Source organism: Bradyrhizobium sp. NC92 (assembly GCF_025200865.1).
Classification (GTDB): Bacteria; Pseudomonadota; Alphaproteobacteria; order Rhizobiales; family Xanthobacteraceae; genus Bradyrhizobium.
The window spans coordinates 4,087,352-4,104,376 of record NZ_CP104171.1; the positions used below are offsets into that span (position 1 = coordinate 4,087,352).

The window sequence follows — 17,025 nt, forward strand, 5'->3', positions numbered from 1 at the left end:
AATCGGACCTCGGCGCCCGTTTCGGGCCGCAACATACTGATTTTGCCGTTGGATGCCAGCACTTTGCTGCCGGACGGGGCGGTCGGTTGATGGCTGGGGACAAGCCGATGTCGCCGTTTTGGTCGCCCTCGCGGCACCTCGACCGGCGGCCGTTCCTCCAGGCCAGGGGCGCCGTGACCGGAGCTTTGCGGGGGTTTTTCGCCGAACAAGGGTTTGTGGAGGTCGAAACCTCCGTTCTCCAGATCTCTCCGGGCAACGAGACCCATCTGCACGCCCCCCGGACCGAGATCATGCGGCCGGACGGCAGCCGGGCCAGCCGATACCTGCGGACCTCGCCCGAATTCGCCTGCAAGAAGCTGCTGGCGGCGGGCGAGACGCGGATTTTCGAGTTCGCACGGGTGTTCCGGGACCGCGAGCGCGGCGACCTGCATCTGCCCGAATTCACCATGCTGGAATGGTACCGGGCGGGCGCCCCCTATGATGCCATCATGGCCGATTGCGTCGTGGTGATCGCCCGTGCGGCGCAGGCGACCGGGATCGGGACCTTCTCCTTCCGCGGCCGGACCGCCGATCCCTTCGCCGAGCCGGAGCTCCTGACCGTCGCCGGCGCCTTCGAGCACTTTGCCGGCATCGACCTGCTGTCGACAATTTCGGGCGGCGAGGGTAACCGTGCGGCGCTCGCCGCGGCGGCAGCCGGAAAGGTCCGTGTCGCCGAGGACGACACCTGGTCGGACATCTTCAGCAAGGTCCTGGTCGAGCATGTCGAGCCGCAGCTGGGGCAGGGGCGTTTGACCATCCTGTTCGAATACCCATCTCCAGAGGCGGCACTGGCGCGGGTGAAGACGGACGATCCGAGGGTCGCCGAACGTTTCGAGGTCTATGCCTGCGGCGTCGAGCTCGCCAACGGCTTTGGAGAGCTGACCGATGCCGAGGAGCAGCGCAAACGCTTCACGGAATCGATGACGGAGAAGCAGCGCCGCTACGGCGAAGCCTATCCGCTCGACGAGGATTTTCTGACGGCGGTTGCCGCAATGCCGGAGGCAAGTGGTGTCGCGCTCGGCTTCGATCGGCTGGTGATGCTGGCGAGCGGCGCGACACGAATTGATCAGGTGGTGTGGACACCCCCTGCGGATGAGAGATGACAAAGACCAATCTTGCACGCACTCTGCGCGAGCCTGCCGAGCTGGTGGCGGAGGGGCTGGCGCCTGCATCGGCGCTGCCGGCGCTCGAACGCGTCGCCGCGCGCTATGCCGTGGCGATCACGCCTGATCTGGCCGGATTGATCGACCCGACGGATCCCGACGATCCCATCGCGCGGCAGTTCGTTCCGACCTCGGCCGAGCTCGAGGCGCAGCCGGGCGAGAATGCCGATCCGATCGGCGATCACCCGTATTCGCCGGTCGCCGGAATTGTGCACCGCTATCCCGACCGCGTGCTGTTCAAGCTCGTTCATGTCTGCGCGGTCTACTGCCGCTTCTGCTTCCGCCGCGAGATGGTCGGCCCCGGCAAGGACAATGCGTTGTCGGAGAGTGCCTATCGCGCCGCGATCGACTACATCCGGGCGCATGGCGAGATTTGGGAAGTGATCCTGACCGGCGGCGATCCCCTGATGCTGTCGCCCCGGCGAATGAGCGAGATCATGGCCGATCTTGCGGCCATCGATCACGTCAAGATCATCCGTCTTCATACCCGCGTTCCCGTGGCCGAACCTGCACGCGTCAGCGCTGAGATGGTTGCGGCCCTGAAGGTCGCGGGCGCGGCCACCTGGGTCGCGGTACACGCCAACCACGCGCGGGAACTGACGGGTCCCGCGCGCGCCGCCTGTGCGCGGCTCGTCGATGCTGGTATACCGCTTGTGAGCCAGTCCGTGCTGTTGCGCGGCGTCAACGACGACATCGCCGCGCTGTCGGATTTGATGAGAGCTTTCGTCGAATGCCGGATCAAGCCCTATTACCTGCATCATGGCGATCTCGCGCCGGGCACCGCGCATCTGCGAACGACGCTGGCGCAAGGCCAGGACTTGATGCGGCAGTTGCGCGGACGGGTGTCAGGCCTGTGTCAACCGGACTATGTCATCGACATTCCCGGCGGCGCCGGCAAGTCGCCGGTAGGGCCGAATTACGTGTTGGCGGTGCAAAATACCGCGGACGAGGCGCGTGAAGCGGAATCGGAAACGCGCTATCGTATCGTCGACTATTGCGGCGACGTTCATCTCTATCCGCCCGAGACATGAGGGGCGATGGCATGGACGCTGATTTGAGAATGGAGAAACGGACATGAAGAAGATCATGCTGGCAACATCCCTCGTGGTCTTGCTTGGCGGCGCGGCTGTTGCGCAGACCGGCGGCTCCAAGGGATCGACATCAAGCGGCGCATCGTCCGGATCGGTGTTGCCGGCGCCGGTCGGTCATCGCCAGCCGCGTGCCGGGGATGTGCCGAGCGAGAAGAATCTGAGCGATGCGAACGATCCGCTCAGCAAGGAAAACCAGGCGCTCGACAAGAAGATCAAAAGCATCTGCCGCGGCTGCTGAGACTTTCACCTCTCCCCGTCGGGGAGAGGTGAGGAACGAGCCATCTAACCCAGTGATCCGTCAGGCTGACCTCTCGTGCAGTCCCGCGCGCTGGGTGTTGCGGCGGATCTCGACGGCGTCGGCGAGCTGCTCGAGCGTCTTCGACGTCGTTGCCCAGTCGATGCAACCGTCAGTGATGCTCTGCCCATAGGTGAGCGGCTTGCCCGGCACGACATCCTGGCGGCCGGCGACGAGATTGCTCTCGATCATCACGCCCATGACGCGGCTCTCGCCGCCCGAGATCTGGCGGGCGATATCGGCCATCACCAGCGGCTGGTTCTCCGGCTTCTTGCTCGAATTGGCATGGCTGGCATCGACCATCACCAGCGGGGCAACGCCGGATTTGGTCAATTCATTGCAGGCGGCCGCAACGCTTGCCGCGTCGTAGTTCGGCTCAGCTCCGCCGCGCAGGATGATGTGGCAGTCCTCGTTGCCGGCGGTCGAGGCGATCGCCGAGCGGCCGAGCTTCGTGACGGCCATGAAATGATGGGGATGCGAGGCTGATTTCACCGCGTCGGCCGCGATCCGCACATTGCCGTCGGTGCCGTTCTTGAAGCCGACCGGGCAGGACAGCCCCGATGCCAGCTCGCGATGGATCTGGCTCTCGGTCGTACGTGCGCCGATCGCAGCCCAGGAGACGAGGTCGGCGATGTATTGCGGCGTGGTCATGTCCAGGAACTCGGTGCCGGCGGGCAGGCCGAGATTGTTCACGGCCGCGAGCACGTTGCGCGCGAGCCGCAAGCCCTTGTTGATGTCGAAGCTGCCGTCGAGGTCGGGATCGTTGATCAGGCCCTTCCAGCCGACCGTCGTGCGCGGCTTCTCGAAATAGACCCGCATCACGATCTCGAGCTGATCGGCGAGATCCTCGCGCAATTTTGCCAGACGCTCGGCGTAGTCGAGCGCGGCCTTGGGATCATGCACCGAGCATGGGCCGACGACGACCAGAAGGCGGTCGTCCTGATTGCTCAGGATGGCGTGGATGGCGTTGCGCGCGGCCATCACCACACGCGTTGCGGTGAGCGTACGGGGGACTTCCCGCATCACCTCTTCAGGCGTGCTCAGCTCTTTCAGTTCGCGGATACGAAGATCGTCGGTCGTGCTCAGCACGGCGGGCTCCTGTCTGTTCTAGAACCTGCCGGCCAATAAAAAAGCCGCCAGGTCTGGCGGCTGTTCGGACGTTTGCTGCAATGTTTTAGATTGAGCGCGATCCTCCCGCCGCCAGCGAGCTGTCGTAGCTAAAGTACCAAAAATAGCTGGTGGCGACGGTGATCATGGGAAGGCCATATAGCGTGCCGCTGGCGCCTTGTCACCCCCAAGACGGCACAAGACGCAACGCGCGTTTCAGGTGTTGTTTTTGCGTGCCGCCAGCGCCATGCCGATCAGGGTGGCACCGCCGAACAGCAGGTTGATACCGACGAGGACGCCGATCGCCCACTCCGCCGAGCTTGGCAGTCCCGTGATCACCATGAACGAGATCGCGATGTCGACGAGGCCCGAGATCAGGAGCCACGACCAGCGGCCGCTGAGCTCGCGGCGGTGCTCCAGCGCGTACATGATGGTGGCGACGCCCTCGGCGAGGAAATAGGCGCCGAGCACGATGGTCAGCGTCAGCACGGCCTGCATCGGCCGGGCCAACAGCAGCATGCCGGTGAGCACGGCCAGCGCAGCCGAGATCAGCGACCACCAGAAACCCGGCGTGCTGCGGGCCCAATAGGTCGCGATCAGTCCGCCGATGCCGCCGATCAGGAACATCCAGCCGAGGAAGATCGCGGTCGCAAGACTGGCGAGCGGCGGCAGGACAAGCGCAGCAATGCCGAGGACGGCAAGCAGGATGCCTTCGAACAGAAAAGCCTTCCAACGCGTCTTGACCGCCTGGTTCATCTCGGATTGGAGGCGAGCAAATTCCTCGGGCGATGTCATCGTCGGGCTCCGGAACGAGAGGATTACCCCAATCTAGTAGGCCGATGGCGCGTTCGCCATGCGGTGGATCAACTGCTGCCGGGCGCCGAGGAGAAGCCCTCCGCGCTGGTGCGGATGCGGTTGCGGCCGAGAATGTAGATCGCCGATGTGACAATCAGAAGCGCAAGGCCGAGCAGGATCGAGACGAAACCGATCGGGATCAGCGCCAGCGTCAGGTTACGCTCGGGGTTGATCAGCCAGTGATGGATCGAGGTCAGGACGAAGGCGAGCCCGACAAAGCCGATGCCACCGCCGGCGAGCAGCAGCGCCCACATCCGGCGCAGCTGGCTGAGCCGCTCGCGTGCGACATCGGTCCGCGGCGCATGGTGGCGAGCGACGCGCCGGACCAGGCGGATGGCAAAGGCGATCGAGCCGAAGCCGATCAACAGGCTCGCCGCGCCCAGCCACATGCGCAAGCTGGGATCGAGATCGGGCATGCGCTGGAGCGTCAGCAGCGGGAAGTCGAAGGCCGAATGCAGCGCGAGCGGGCCGGCGAAGATCAACAGCCGGCTGGACAGACGGGCCCAATCGCGATGATGGCGGTTCGCGCCCAGCGCCGTGCCGGCGCGCGCGATGGTCAGGTAGGCGCCCGCGATGATGCCGAGCGCACCGTGGAAGGGCACGGTCAGGACGCTGCGCAGCGCGGCTAGCGAGCGCCACATGTCGGCGTGCTGGACCAGGTAGGCGAGGTTCTCGTAGGCGGCGAAGCCGAGGCCGACCGCGGCTCCGTAGACCACGGTGTCCATCGGATTGGCAAAGGTCCGCCGCTTGGTGGAAGAGACCAGCACGATGGCGACCACCTTGACGGCCTCCTCGGGCAGCGCGACGCCGAAGATCGAATGCATGGCCAGCGCCGCCCAGGGGTCGTCCGGGGCGGCGACCATCTTGGCGAAGGGGGCGCGCGCGAGACCCAGGAGTGAAATGCTGGCCGCCCCCAGCAGGAATGCGGTCCAGACCTGGGCCGGCGGGCCGGGCCGCTCTTCGGCGGCGATGACGAGCCAGAGCATCAGCAGCGCCGGGGCGATGGCGGCAGTTCCAATGACGGTGGGGAGCGCTTCGATCAGGTACATTGGCGCCGAAAATAGGTTCCCTTGATCCGCTTATCTACGTTCACCGATGCGACCATGTGTCATGCGCCTGCTGTCGGGTCGCTTAACACGCGCGACAGCTGCCGTTCATGCGCTCCTCTCCCGTTACGAGGTGGAATACAAGCGCAATCAATTGCATGACAAAAGATGCTCGTCATCCATGGCAACGAGTGCGCGGCGGGCGCGGTATTGAGATTTGCAAGCCAGATCAAGGCAATGCGTTGGTTTCTTCGATTCCCGGCGCACATGGCCCGGCGGCGGCCGGTCCTAGTCTCGCTTCGCTATGCGCCCGTGGCGCGGGGCGTCGATCCGGCGTGCGCGCAACCGCTCCAGCTCCCAGAACGCGCGGACGAGGCACGTGCCGAGGCAGAGGACGATGAGCAGCAACAGAAAGGCCTGATCGACGGCAGGGATGTGTATCATGGCGATGATAAAGCAACGCCCATGCCAGGCGTTCCCGCGACGGTCCACGCTTTTTCCAGCTCAGTGCGTGGTGATCGCAGGCGGCGCGTCGGGTGCGACGTCGAAGGCGCCGAGATGGAATTCCTCGCCGGTGGAGTCGGGCGATTCGGAACTCTGCGCCAGCAACGTGAACGCGGCTTGTGGGTATCGCTTCCAGATCTCGAGATCGCCGGCGGTGATGGTGAGCCAGCCGAACGTGTACATGTAGCGTCCGGGCTCGGTGACCCGGCCGACCCTGTCCCAGGTGATCTTACCAACCTTGATCTTTTCAGCCGTGATCTTGTCGACTGCCATTCGGTCCCCCGATCGCAAGTCTGCAAAATGACGTCCGGCCCGAGGCACAGACCTGCAAAAGCTGATCCGGCATTGGGGCCGCTATAGGGCGGCGTGGCGGAGGGTCAGGCCGACTTCAGCAAGGGCGCGCGCACGATCAGGCGGCCGAGGTCGTCCCGGTCCTGCTTTTCGGCGAATTTGACCGCAAAGCCGTGGTCGAACTTGCGGATCACCCGCCCGACGCAGCCGCCGACAGCAAGCGGGGTTCCGATCGCCGGATCGTATTCGGAGGACACCGCGACGCCGGCCGTCGAGACGTCGATGATGAAGCAGGAATGGCTGCTGCCGTCCGCGAGGGTCAGGACGGTGTGCGAGATTTGCGGAACGAAACGCGCGTCACGCCGCAGCTCCCGAACGCTGGCATCCTTCTGCTTCTTCTCCAGCCAGGTCAGCTTTTCCGACATCCAGGCGCGCCGCGCCCGCGTCATCTCGAGCTCCATCAGGAAGCCTGCCTTCAATGTCGCACTGATGGTGCCCTGAAATTCGCCGAAATCCTGGAAGTAAGAGGTCAAGCGCTCGCCGACCTTGCCGACCACAGGCACGTCCACGATCATCCGGAAGGGTGAGACGCGCTTGGTCCGGCAGGCGAAGCTGCGGAGCTTGCCCTCGCAATCGTACCAGCGGGGCAGCGAGTAGCTGCCGCTGACCGCAACATCCACTGCTCGCTGCCTCAGGAATTCTGCGACGGACATGAGCGCCAATCTGCTTTGGATGACTTCCGTACTTTCACGGTAACTGCGAAACTCTAAGCAAATGATACTGAAGCCCAAGAGCAGGGGTAAATTTTCAGTAAATGCGCGGCTCGGCGGCACAGTAGGGCGCGCGGCATAAAGCCCCGTTGTGCTAGAGGCAATCGCACAGCGTTGTCCACTCAGGGTGCAGCGAAGACACGGCGCTCCGCGGCGGCCCCTAGAGGAGTCCGAACAGCACCAGAATAGTCAGCGCGGCAGCGGCCACGGCGAACTGGATCGTCCTCCACGTCGGGCCGTCCGGGCGGATCTCCCATCCTAAACGCGGCAATGCGCGCCGCAATGCGAGCGCCGTCAATGCCTCGACGACGGCGAGCAGAAGGGCAACGCCTGCCAGGGAAGGCCATGACTCGGTCGGAGGCATCCATGGTGCGAGCCACACGGGGACGGAGCCTTTCAAAGCGCCGAGCAACGCGAACCATCCGAACCAGAATACAGAGCGCTTGACGAGGTCTGGGCCGATCGTTTCGGGCTCGAGGCGGATACCGATGCTTGCCAGCGCGCGTTCAATGCGCTCGCCGTCGGTCAGGAACAGAAACGCGCCGAAATAGAGAGGAACGTGCGACTGGAAGAGCAGCCCGCCGACACCGAACAGGACGACGTAGGCGATGACATCGCTAACAACGTCCTTGGCGCTGCTGCCAGACGGCACGGGTGCGGCCGGCGCAAAATCGGCTTGGGGCCGCGGCGCCGACCGGGCGCGCGCCATGTGCTCGAGCATTTTGGCGCGTCGCTCCGGCGAATATGGCGCGGTGCGGCGCATCCATGCCAGTGGCGTGGTCGTCGTGGAGGGGAGGCCGGACTGGCCTTCCAAGGTCGGCTTGCCCTGCTCCATGAGTCGAACCAGATCCTTCAATGCGCGGCGCCGCCGCGGCGGTGGTTTCCTTCAGACATTGGTTGCGGGTGAGGGCTGGGGAGTTCATGCCGGGTAACGGATTTTGCCGCTCATCGTCGCCGGCCGAGGACGAATGGATGGCGGCATATCCGGCGATCCACGTCGATGATCTTCCTGTTGATCTCGCTCTCCAGTTGCGCTTGAGTACGATTAGGTCTGGGGGACCATATTGATGTCTAATTTGGTGGCTGCGGCGTCCTGCGCCGCGGCGTTGAATTTTGCGGTCAATTTCAGTTCGAGCAGTCTCAATGAAACCTGCATCTTGCCATGGACATGACCGCCGTCTCGGGCTGCCTGTCCCCGCGGAAGGCAGGCATTCTCGATCACGCCGACCGGATCGCCGCGGATCGCGTGGCCTGGCGCGAGAAGAACCGCTTTTTTCACGACGAGGATGAGCGCTATCTCCGGTTTCTGATCCCGCCGGGAAGCCGCGTCCTCGACATTGGTTGCGGCATCGGCGATACGCTCGCGCGTCTTGCGCCATCACATGGCGTCGGGGTCGATCTCTGTCGCAAGCAAATCACGATCGCGCGGCAGCGCCACCCCGATCTCACCTTCATCGAAGGCGATGCCGAAGACCCCGCGACGCTCGATGGGCTGCAAGGTCCGTTCGACTATATCCTCGTCCTCGATACGATCGGTTCGGTGGAGGATTGTCAGAGGTTCATCGCCCAGCTGCATCCGTTCTGTACGCGGAATACGCGCCTGGTGATCGGCTACTTCTCGCATCTCTGGTATCCCCTGCTGAAATTCGCCGAATTCGTCGGCCTGCGGATGCCGCAACCGGACCAGAACGTGCTGTCGCCGACCGACCTGCGCAGCCTTGCCAGGCTTGCGGATTTCGATCCGGTGAAGTCGGAGCAACGCGTGCTCTCTCCGGTCGGGATGTTCGGGGTCGGCCGTTTTCTCAATCGTTTCGTCAGCGTGCTCCCGGGGATCCGCCAACTGGCGCTTCGGCATTATCTGGTCGCTCGCTCCGGCCGCAGCGCGAGGGAAGAATTCGCTTCGGCCACCGTCGTCGTCCCGGCGCGCAACGAACGCGGCAATATCGAGCCTGCGGTCCTGCGAATTCCCGACTTCTGCAGCGACATCGAGATCATCTTCATCGAAGGTCACAGCCAGGACGGTACGTTCGAGGAGATGGAGCGGGTCAAGCAGGCGCATCCATCCAAGGACATCAAGGTGATGCGGCAGCCGGGCAAGGGCAAAGCCGACGCCGTCTTCACCGCCTTCGACGCGGCGCGCGGCGACGTGCTGATCATTCTCGACGCCGACCTGACGATGCCGCCGGAGCAGATTCCGAAATTCGTCGAGGCGCTGCAGGCGGGCAAGGGCGAATTCGTCAACGGATCGCGCCTGGTCTATCCCATGGACGATGGCGCGATGCGCTTCCTCAACCTGATCGCCAACAAGATCTTCTCCTATCTGTTCTCCTGGCTGCTCAATCAGCGCTATACCGACACGCTGTGCGGCACCAAGGTTCTGCGCCGCAGCGACTATCAGCGCCTGAAGGCCGGCAAGGCCTATTTCGGTGATTTCGATCCGTTCGGCGACTTCGACCTGATCTTCGGCGCATCGAAGCTCAACCTGAAGACCGTGGATCTCCCGATCCGCTATGCCGCGCGCACGTACGGCGAGACTCAGATCTCCAGGTTTCGCCATGGCTGGATGTTGCTGAAGATGGTGGCTTTCGCCTTCTTCAAAATCAAGGCGATCTAGGCCGCGGAAGCCACGGTTCGATATGTCAGACGATTGCTTTCCCGACGCACGGTTGAGCGGAAGGATCAGAACGCTGCTGATCCTCATCGTGCCGTCGCTGTATCTGGCGGCGACCTTGCTCTATTCGGCCTACCAGGCCGTTTGGGGCGTCCAGGTCGATCCGGAATCGGCCTACACGATGAACGGGCTGGCGATGGCGGCGGGATACGGCTCGCTGAAATTCGATCACCCGGGTACGACGACGACGCTGCTCGTCGCGTTGATCGTCAGGGGCTGGGCTCTGGTCGCCGGGGCCGGGGATATCGTCGCGTTCGGGCTCGAACACTACGATGCCATCACATGGGCAGGCCGAACCGGAGAGGCACTGGCGCTCACTGGCGCGTTGCTGGCGGGCGGACTCATCGTCGGTCGGACGACCCAGAGCGCGATCGCTGCGATGCTGTTTCAGGCCGGTGCGTTCGTGCACTCCGACTCGTTTCACTTCCAGACCGTGCTTGCGCCGGAAAGCCTGATGGCCGCCTTCGCGCTGTTCGGCATGGCGATCGTGATCAAGGCCGCGCTCGATGCGCGCCCGCCGGGGACGGGGCTCGGCGTCGTGTCCGGGGTCATCTTCGCCGTCGGATTTTCGACCAAATATCTCTATCTGCCGCAGGCGCTGTTCGCCGTGTGCCTGCTCAGAAACAGGCGTGCGTTCGTCGCCGCCACGATCGCCGGGGCGATCGGCTTCGTTGGCTTCAGCCTGATCTTCAATCCGGGAACGATCACGCGCGGATTCGGATGGCTTGCGCAAATCGCCACCCACAAGGGAAACTACGGCGAGGGCGAGCCAGGGTTCATTGATTTCGGAATATTCTGGTCGAACATGGCCGCGATCGTCAAAGCCGCGCCGCTTGTGCTCGCCGTGTACGTCGTCGCCGCGGCCGTGGCGCTGACCTGGTGCGTCAGGAGCCGGAGCTGGCGGGATCCGGTCAGCCTGACGCTCGGTGCCGCCGTCCTCATCTATGCCGCGCACCTCGTGGCAACGTCGAAGCATTATGCGGTCCATTACATGCTGCTGCCCTGGGTGCTGACGGGTGGCGTACTGGTCCTTGTGGTGGTGCAGGTCAGACGGCTCGTCCCGGCGGTCCCGTCGGCCGCGCTGAGCCTGCTCGCTGGCAGCCTGTGCGTGGCGATCAGCGCGGGGACGTTGATCGAAGCCCGCGGCGCAGCGCTGCATTCGTATCGCTTGAACGCGATCGGAGCCAGGCTCTCGAAGGCCGTGGTCGCGGCAGGCCCCGCCTGCGCCAACGTCTCCAGCATGTTCGTGCGCGCGCCGGAAAACGACATGAACCACGGCTGGGACATGACGGTGCAGCTCTGGGGCGACAAGGCGATGCGGGACAGGTTCTCTGCGGCCTATGCGAGCGTCTTCAGGATCCCGCTCCTGGACCACAACGGCTACACGCACGTCCTCAAGAACAACTTTCGTCCGGACAGCTACGCGAAGCTCGCGGCGGATTATCCCTGCATCATCGTCCGCGCACCGGAGGCGCTCGATGCCGAAAGCTCGATCGGGCTGCTGGGCCTCAATCCCGACCATTGCCTGATCGAGGGGATCCACGTCTATATCGTCGGGCTTGCCTGCGCGAAGGTCGGCAGCAGCTTCCTGGAGCAGCGGTGAGGGGGATTGCGGACTGGCTGGCGCTCCCTAGCGGAATCGAACCGCTCTCTCCACCGTGAAAGGGTGGCGTCCTAACCGATAGACGAAGGGAGCAAACGCAGGGCCCTGCCGATTGTCCCGGCACGGCCGCTGGCCGGCCGAACAGGGTCCGGCGGCTTGCAGCGGGCGAACGTATAGTGGCCTTTGCGCTCCCGGGCAAGCCGTTCGGGAACGGTCTTTTGGCTCCGGTGGATAGTCCCGAGCCCGGGATCATTCGGAGGCGATTTCAACGGTTTGTTAGGGTTCCCTGCGTAGCGCTGGACGGGGAGATTTTGCCGATGCCACCGCCGAAGAAGCGCGCAGCCCGCAAGCTGCTGTCGCAGCACGCCTGGATTACGCTGGACGGCGGATTCGCCGCGCGGCACTGCCTGGTCCAGGACATTTCGGATTCGGGCGCCAAGATCACCCTCGACGAGGACGCAAGCCAGCTTCCCGGCGTGATCCGGATGGCCTTCGCGCGCGATGCGCGCACGGGGCGGAGCTGCCAGGTGATCTGGCGCCGCGGCAAGTCGGCCGGCGTCAGGTTCCTCTGATCGCGGACCGCCTGATGGCGCGCGCGGCCGGTCCGGGCTACAAGGCGGCGATGCGCACGCCGCTCCTCATCCTGCTCTGTCTGCTGGCCACGTCCGCGACCGCGGCCGAGAGCCTGCGCCTGCCGCCTGCCGAGCCGCCACAGGCGGGCAAGGCGCTGCCGCTGGCCGGCAGCACGGCCGGGAAGGCGAAGGCAGGCTCCTGCGCCGCTTACGGCCCGCGCTTCGCGATGGTCGAGGGCACCGTGACCTGCGTCCAGCTCGGCGGCGCGATCAGCGTCGACACCATCCGGCGCTGAAGGCCATGCCTGCGGATCTGGTGCGGCTCGACATCATCGTTCCAGTGCTGATGTATTGCGCGCTGCTGTGGTGGGTCGGCCGCGGCCTCAGCTGGACCGCGCGCCTTGCGACCGCCGCGGTGACGCTGTTGCTGATCATCGCCGTGCTGCTGGTCGAGCGCGGCTGGCGCTAGCGCACGTCAAAAGTTGAGAAAACAACCCCATGCACAGTAGCCGTCAAGCGCGGCCGTGACGCCGCGGGGCGTGCGCCGGAACGAGGATTCCCCGCGCGATCGCCGCAGCTTGACCCGCGCGAGGTGCTCACGACATCGGCGGTGCGACGAATTGCGCAAATCCCGGCCGCTTGCCGAGCTCGGCGAGCCAGCGCGTGAGGTGCGGCTGTGCCGGCCGGCTGATGCCCTCGACCCCGAGCCAGCGCCGCGCATAGGATCCGACCGCGATATCGGCCAGCGTGAACGTATCGCCCTCGATGAAGCGGCGCGTGGCGAGCAGGCGGTCGGCGATCGCCCAGACCTCGGCAGCGGCATCGGCATCGCGCTGCACCTGGATCATGTCGCGCTCGGCGGGCGCGGTGCGTACGATGCCCCAGAACACCGGGCGGTCGACCGGCTGCACCGTCGCCAGCGTCCAGTCGAGCCAGCGGTCGACCGAGGCGCGCTGCTTCGGCGCCTCGGGGTAGATCGGCGTGCCGCGCCCATGCGCCATGCAGAGATAACGCATGATCGAATTGGATTCCCAAAGCACGAAGTCGCCCTCGACCAGCGTCGGAATCCGCGCATTGGGATTCATCGACAGATATTCGGCCTCGCGCGTCTTGCCGTATTGCATGCCGGCATCGATGCGCTCGTAAGCGAGGCCGAGCTCGGTGCAGCACCACAGCACCTTCTGCACGTTGACCGAGTTGGCGCGGCCCCAGATCGTCAGCTTGGTGTCAGGCATGAAGCGTCTCCCCGCATTGTCGCTTGCTGCGGGTGATAGCGGAATTCGGCGCGCCGAGCGATGCGCGATTGCATCGTGCCCCTCATGCAAAAAGCTCCGCACGCGGCGGAGCTTTCATTGCAAAGTTCAAGCCTTTCACTCAGCGGCCGAAGAACAGCCACAACAGAATGATCACCGGGATCGGCACGCCAAGCATCCACAGCAACAGCCCTCTCGCCATCGCATCCTCCTCCAATCGCATCGCTTGGAGGGTGAACGCGGGCAGTGGGCGCTTGTTCCTGCGCGAAAGGGCCTACCAATGGCCAGTATTGGGCATCGACGCCCAGGGCTCCTGCGGCGGCTTCGGATCGCCCTTCTGCAGCAGCTCGATCGAGTGCAGGTCCGGCGAGCGGACGAAGGCCATGTTGCCGTCGCGCGGGGGACGGTTGATGGTGACGCCCGCCTTCATCAGCTTCTCGCAGGTGGCGTAGATGTCGTCGACCTCATAGGCGAGATGGCCGAAGAAGCGGTCCTCGCCATACTTCTCCTCGTCCCAATTGTAGGTGAGCTCGACCAGCGGCGCCCCGCGGGTCGGCGGCTGCTTCTTCAAGGCTTCGAGATCGTCCGCCGAGCACAGGAACACCAGCGTGAACCGCCCCTTCTCGTTCTCGATCCGCCGCACCTCCTTCAAGCCGAAAGCATCAACATAGAATTTCAGCGCGACATCGAGATTGCGCACGCGCAGCATGGTGTGGAGGTATCGCATGGTTGTTGCTCCCTGGAACGGACGGAGGGTTTTGTCTTGGGCCGGGACGGCGGGTAGGAAATAGCAGGAAACGGGGAGGAGGGGCAGGGGGAAGGCTCGCGCGAAGCCGAAGCGTCAGCGAAGATTGCCAGCCGGACACACGATGCTGACGGCACCCGATGAGTCCCTTTCCGACGGCAGCTGCAGTGATCTTCCACGAGGTGTCTCGACTTTGGATTGTTCACGTGAAAAGATGCACGTGTTCTCGTTGAGGGAACGCGACCCCCTGCATATTGCGCAGGGACAAAATTGGGGGATCTCCGTGCGCGAATTTGAAGAAGGCGCCGTATTGCACGTGCGCGCAATTGCTGGACTGCACGTCGTTACGCTGGCTTGGGACTTCGCACCGGGCCAGGAAGCCAAGAAGACCGGACTATTGGGCTTTGCCATCGAGCGCACCGAGTTCGACAGGAACGACAATATCCACGAGCGCTACTTCATTAGAGGGATCAAGCGCTTCAAGCACAAGGACGAGGGACTGGCTCCTGGAACTCCGGTGCCGACGTCGGAGCATCCGATTCAGACATTTCAGTGGGGCGACTACACCGCCAAGCCCGAGACAACCTACGAATTCCGCGTCATCCCGGTGTACGGCAAGCCAAAACTCCTCGAGCTCGATGTTGCATCGGCAACCAAAATTCGTGTGAGCACGGAGGCAGAAGAGGGTGGAAACAAGCCGGGAGAAATCACTCACGACATCTATTTCAACCGCGGCGCCGCCGGTTCTCAGGCGTTCGCACGCAAGTTCGGCAAGACCGAGCTCGATGAAAACGATCCCAGCTCGGATGCGATGAAATGGCTTTCCCGTGGCCTGTTCGAGGCACTCGTCAAGTTCATCGAATATCCCTCGACGCTGCAAAACCCCGGTGACTACGCCTTGCGGGCGATGCTTTACGAGTTTCGTTACAAGCCCGTCGGCCTGGCGTTCAAGAAAGCGAAGAATGCCGGCGTCGACGTCGATATCCGCTACGAGGCACAAAGCTATGTGGACGAAAACGAGGAGATGATAGCTGCGGCCAGGATCAAGAGCATCTGCACGCCGCAGAAGTCGCGCGCCGGAATTAGGCACAATAAGTTCATCGTTCTGCTCCACAACGACGTGCCGATCGCCGTCTGGACGGGGTCGACGAACATTTCCTCGGGCGGCATCTTCGGCCATTCCAATGTCGGCCATGTCATATGGGATGGGGAGATTGCACAGAGCTTCCTCGATTATTGGGAGCGCCTGGCTGCACCGGACGTCACGCTTGCTCCCCTGAAGAAAGCAAATCTCGCTGTCGATGCGACGCCTGCGCGCCATACTTTGCCGCCGAAGAATCGCATCTTGCAGCTGTACTCGCCGCGCGACGACAAGACGAAGCCGACGACACTGGAATGGTATGCGGATCTCATCGCCGACGCCAAGCGGATGGCCTGCATCACGTTCGCCTTCAACCTGGACGACTTCCTCTACAAGGCGCTGGCAAAAGACGATGATACTCTCCGCTACTCGCTGTTCGACAAGGATCCGGGAGACGAGTTTGCCGACGAAATCAAAGTCACGGGCAACAGCGTCATGGCGCCCGGAGCCAAGCTTTCAAAAGGCGATCTCGAATTCTTCCTCGGCGAGAAGCTGACCGGTTTCAACCGCAACTTCTATGTTCACGACAAGTTTCTGCTAGTCGATCCGCTGGGAGGCGACCCGGTCGTCGTCACCGGCACTGCAAATTTCAGCCAGCCGTCACAGAACGCCAACGACGAGAATATGCTGGTCATCCGCGGTAACACGAGAGTCGCCGACATCTATTTCGGCGAGTTCATGCGCGTGTTCGACCACTTCTACTCGCGCTATGTCGTCAAGAAGATCAAGGAGGCGGGCAAGGGCGACCCGGACGCCGGTTTCCTGAAGGAGAATTGGAAGGAATGGGTGCCCGGTCATTTCAAGGCGGGGCAAAAGCAGTTGCGGCGCGAGATCTTCATGAAGCAGGATTGATTGGAAGCTGTTGGGATTAACGTCGCCCGAAGAGGCGGCTTCGACTTAGGGTGACGTGCACCAGACTCCCGGAGTGTGGGGCGGGACGCCGGACACTGACTTAGTTCGTAGGATGGGTAGAGCACTTGCGAAACCCATCATGCTTCGTCACGCAACAAGGCTCTCGATGGGTTCGCTTCGCTCTACCCATCTACGAGCTTACGTTGCTGGCGACGGAGAGCGTCGATCGAGAAGGTTTCGCAAGGGCTCAACCCATCCTACGAGCTGCATCACGTTCGAAGCAGTGCCGCCATCTCATTCCAATGATAGATTCGCACCTTCTCCGTTTGATGCCGCGCGGCTTTGGCGATCGCCTGCGCGATGTCGTTGCCGGCGAGCCCGCGATATCGGTCGGCCGGGCCAAGGAGCAGCGGATTGAGCACGCCCCATATCGCGATGATGAGGCGCTCACGCGGGCGGTCTTCGTCGCGGGCGCCGAGGATCATCGAGGGGCGGAAAATATGCGTGTGCTCGAAATCGAGCGAGAGAATGTCGCGCTCCACCTCGCCCTTGGTCCTGAGATAGAACACGCCGGAAGCAGCGTTGGCGCCAACGGCCGTGACCAGAAACACCGACCGCGCGCCGTTCGCTTTTGCGATCTCGACCGCCAACAGCGGATAATCATGATCGATCTTGTAGTACTCGGCCTCGTCAGGGGTGTGCTTGCGCGTCGTCCCCAGCGCAATGAAGATCTCGTCCGCAACCAATTGCGGCTTGAGTGCGGGCAGGGAAGCGAGATCGCCGATCAGCACCGTGAGCTTCGGATGGCTCACCGCCAGCGGCTTGCGGGCCACCGCCACAACCCGCGAATAGTCGGGACTGTCCAACAGGTCGCGCAGCAAATGCGAGCCGATGAAGCCGGTTGCGCCGAAGACAAGTGCGGTTTTCATTCAAGCCACCGTTTCGCGTTGAGAGCCCAAAGGCCAGGTTGATGAATGCAGATCAGGAGGCCCAAGGCAAACCTGGGTTAGCTCGTAGGATGGGTAGA

General features: G+C 63.5%; 18 protein-coding genes and 1 tRNA gene. 9 read left to right on the top strand and 10 right to left on the bottom strand.

Features of this window, described 5'->3' with window-relative positions; translation table 11 throughout:
• Window positions 1–89: 89 nt before the first annotated feature.
• The 3 genes from epmA to N2602_RS19085 are packed head-to-tail and all read left to right on the top strand — an operon-like array spanning window position 90 to window position 2,531.
• Window positions 90–1,142: an EF-P lysine aminoacylase EpmA gene (gene epmA / locus N2602_RS19075; protein WP_260383561.1), complete on the top strand. Its 1,053-nt coding sequence runs from the start codon at window positions 90–92 to the stop codon at window positions 1,140–1,142.
• Window positions 1,139–2,233: a lysine-2,3-aminomutase-like protein gene (locus tag N2602_RS19080; protein WP_260383562.1), complete on the top strand. Its 1,095-nt coding sequence runs from the start codon at window positions 1,139–1,141 to the stop codon at window positions 2,231–2,233. Before epmA ends, N2602_RS19080 begins: the two co-directional genes overlap by 4 nt.
• Window positions 2,234–2,276: 43 nt before the next feature.
• Window positions 2,277–2,531 carry a hypothetical protein gene (locus N2602_RS19085; RefSeq protein ID WP_172789172.1) on the top strand — a complete coding sequence of 85 codons (255 nt, stop codon included), beginning with the start codon at window positions 2,277–2,279 and terminating at the stop codon, window positions 2,529–2,531.
• A gap of 60 nt (window positions 2,532–2,591) precedes the next feature.
• Here the strand turns inward: N2602_RS19085 and N2602_RS19090 are convergent, their stop codons facing one another.
• From N2602_RS19090 to N2602_RS19115, 6 genes are all read right to left on the bottom strand, one after another.
• Window positions 2,592–3,677 carry a 3-deoxy-7-phosphoheptulonate synthase gene (locus N2602_RS19090; RefSeq protein WP_311739340.1) on the bottom strand — a complete coding sequence of 362 codons (1,086 nt, stop codon included), beginning with the start codon at window positions 3,675–3,677 and terminating at the stop codon, window positions 2,592–2,594.
• Between the two features lie 234 nt (window positions 3,678–3,911).
• Window positions 3,912–4,490: an HdeD family acid-resistance protein gene (locus tag N2602_RS19095; RefSeq protein ID WP_260383563.1), complete on the bottom strand. Its 579-nt coding sequence runs from the start codon at window positions 4,488–4,490 to the stop codon at window positions 3,912–3,914.
• Window positions 4,491–4,558: 68 nt separating this feature from the next.
• Complete coding sequence (locus N2602_RS19100) at window positions 4,559–5,599, bottom strand: PrsW family glutamic-type intramembrane protease (protein WP_172789175.1); 1,041 nt, start codon at window positions 5,597–5,599, stop codon at window positions 4,559–4,561.
• A 501-nt stretch (window positions 5,600–6,100) separates the two neighbouring features.
• On the bottom strand, window positions 6,101–6,373 hold the full coding sequence (locus tag N2602_RS19105; protein WP_260383564.1) for a hypothetical protein: 273 nt from the start codon (window positions 6,371–6,373) through the stop codon (window positions 6,101–6,103).
• 104 nt (window positions 6,374–6,477) lie between these two features.
• Window positions 6,478–7,104 (bottom strand): PilZ domain-containing protein, encoded by a 627-nt coding sequence (locus N2602_RS19110; protein WP_172789177.1) that lies wholly within the window; start codon window positions 7,102–7,104, stop codon window positions 6,478–6,480.
• Window positions 7,105–7,321: 217 nt separating this feature from the next.
• Window positions 7,322–7,996 (bottom strand): hypothetical protein, encoded by a 675-nt coding sequence (locus N2602_RS19115; protein ID WP_260383565.1) that lies wholly within the window; start codon window positions 7,994–7,996, stop codon window positions 7,322–7,324.
• A gap of 327 nt (window positions 7,997–8,323) precedes the next feature.
• On the opposite strand from N2602_RS19115, the gene N2602_RS19120 reads away from it, so the two are divergent.
• Both N2602_RS19120 and N2602_RS19125 read left to right on the top strand, forming a co-directional pair.
• On the top strand, window positions 8,324–9,775 hold the full coding sequence (locus tag N2602_RS19120; RefSeq protein WP_409241908.1) for a glycosyltransferase: 1,452 nt from the start codon (window positions 8,324–8,326) through the stop codon (window positions 9,773–9,775).
• Between the two features lie 52 nt (window positions 9,776–9,827).
• On the top strand, window positions 9,828–11,435 hold the full coding sequence (locus N2602_RS19125) for a hypothetical protein (RefSeq protein ID WP_260383566.1): 1,608 nt from the start codon (window positions 9,828–9,830) through the stop codon (window positions 11,433–11,435).
• Between the two features lie 18 nt (window positions 11,436–11,453).
• Here N2602_RS19125 and N2602_RS19130 read toward each other — a convergent pair.
• Window positions 11,454–11,528: transfer RNA gene (locus N2602_RS19130), tRNA-Glu, on the bottom strand.
• Between the two features lie 224 nt (window positions 11,529–11,752).
• Here N2602_RS19130 and N2602_RS19135 point away from each other — a divergent pair.
• From N2602_RS19135 to N2602_RS19145, 3 genes are read left to right on the top strand one after another with little or no spacing between them, the layout of a single operon-like run.
• On the top strand, window positions 11,753–12,007 hold the full coding sequence (locus tag N2602_RS19135; RefSeq protein WP_172789179.1) for a PilZ domain-containing protein: 255 nt from the start codon (window positions 11,753–11,755) through the stop codon (window positions 12,005–12,007).
• A 50-nt stretch (window positions 12,008–12,057) separates the two neighbouring features.
• Entirely contained in the window at window positions 12,058–12,303 is a 246-nt protein-coding gene (locus N2602_RS19140) for a hypothetical protein (RefSeq protein WP_260383567.1), read from the top strand.
• A gap of 5 nt (window positions 12,304–12,308) precedes the next feature.
• Entirely contained in the window at window positions 12,309–12,476 is a 168-nt protein-coding gene (locus tag N2602_RS19145) for a hypothetical protein (RefSeq protein ID WP_172789180.1), read from the top strand.
• 127 nt (window positions 12,477–12,603) lie between these two features.
• On the opposite strand, the gene N2602_RS19150 is transcribed toward N2602_RS19145, so the two are convergent.
• Both N2602_RS19150 and N2602_RS19155 read right to left on the bottom strand, forming a co-directional pair.
• Window positions 12,604–13,242 (bottom strand): glutathione S-transferase family protein, encoded by a 639-nt coding sequence (locus N2602_RS19150; protein WP_172789181.1) that lies wholly within the window; start codon window positions 13,240–13,242, stop codon window positions 12,604–12,606.
• Between the two features lie 292 nt (window positions 13,243–13,534).
• A complete protein-coding gene (locus N2602_RS19155) occupies window positions 13,535–13,987 on the bottom strand; it encodes a VOC family protein (RefSeq protein WP_172789182.1) in 453 nt (150 codons plus the stop codon).
• A 142-nt stretch (window positions 13,988–14,129) separates the two neighbouring features.
• Between N2602_RS19155 and N2602_RS19160 the strand changes: the two genes are divergently transcribed.
• Window positions 14,130–15,998, top strand: coding sequence for a hypothetical protein (locus N2602_RS19160; protein ID WP_260383568.1), 1,869 nt, complete (start codon window positions 14,130–14,132; stop codon window positions 15,996–15,998).
• Between the two features lie 269 nt (window positions 15,999–16,267).
• Here N2602_RS19160 and N2602_RS19165 read toward each other — a convergent pair whose 3' ends face one another.
• The gene (locus N2602_RS19165) at window positions 16,268–16,927 is read right to left on the bottom strand and encodes an oxidoreductase (RefSeq protein WP_260383569.1); all 660 of its coding nucleotides are present in this window, start codon (window positions 16,925–16,927) and stop codon (window positions 16,268–16,270) included.
• Window positions 16,928–17,025: the final 98 nt, after the last annotated feature.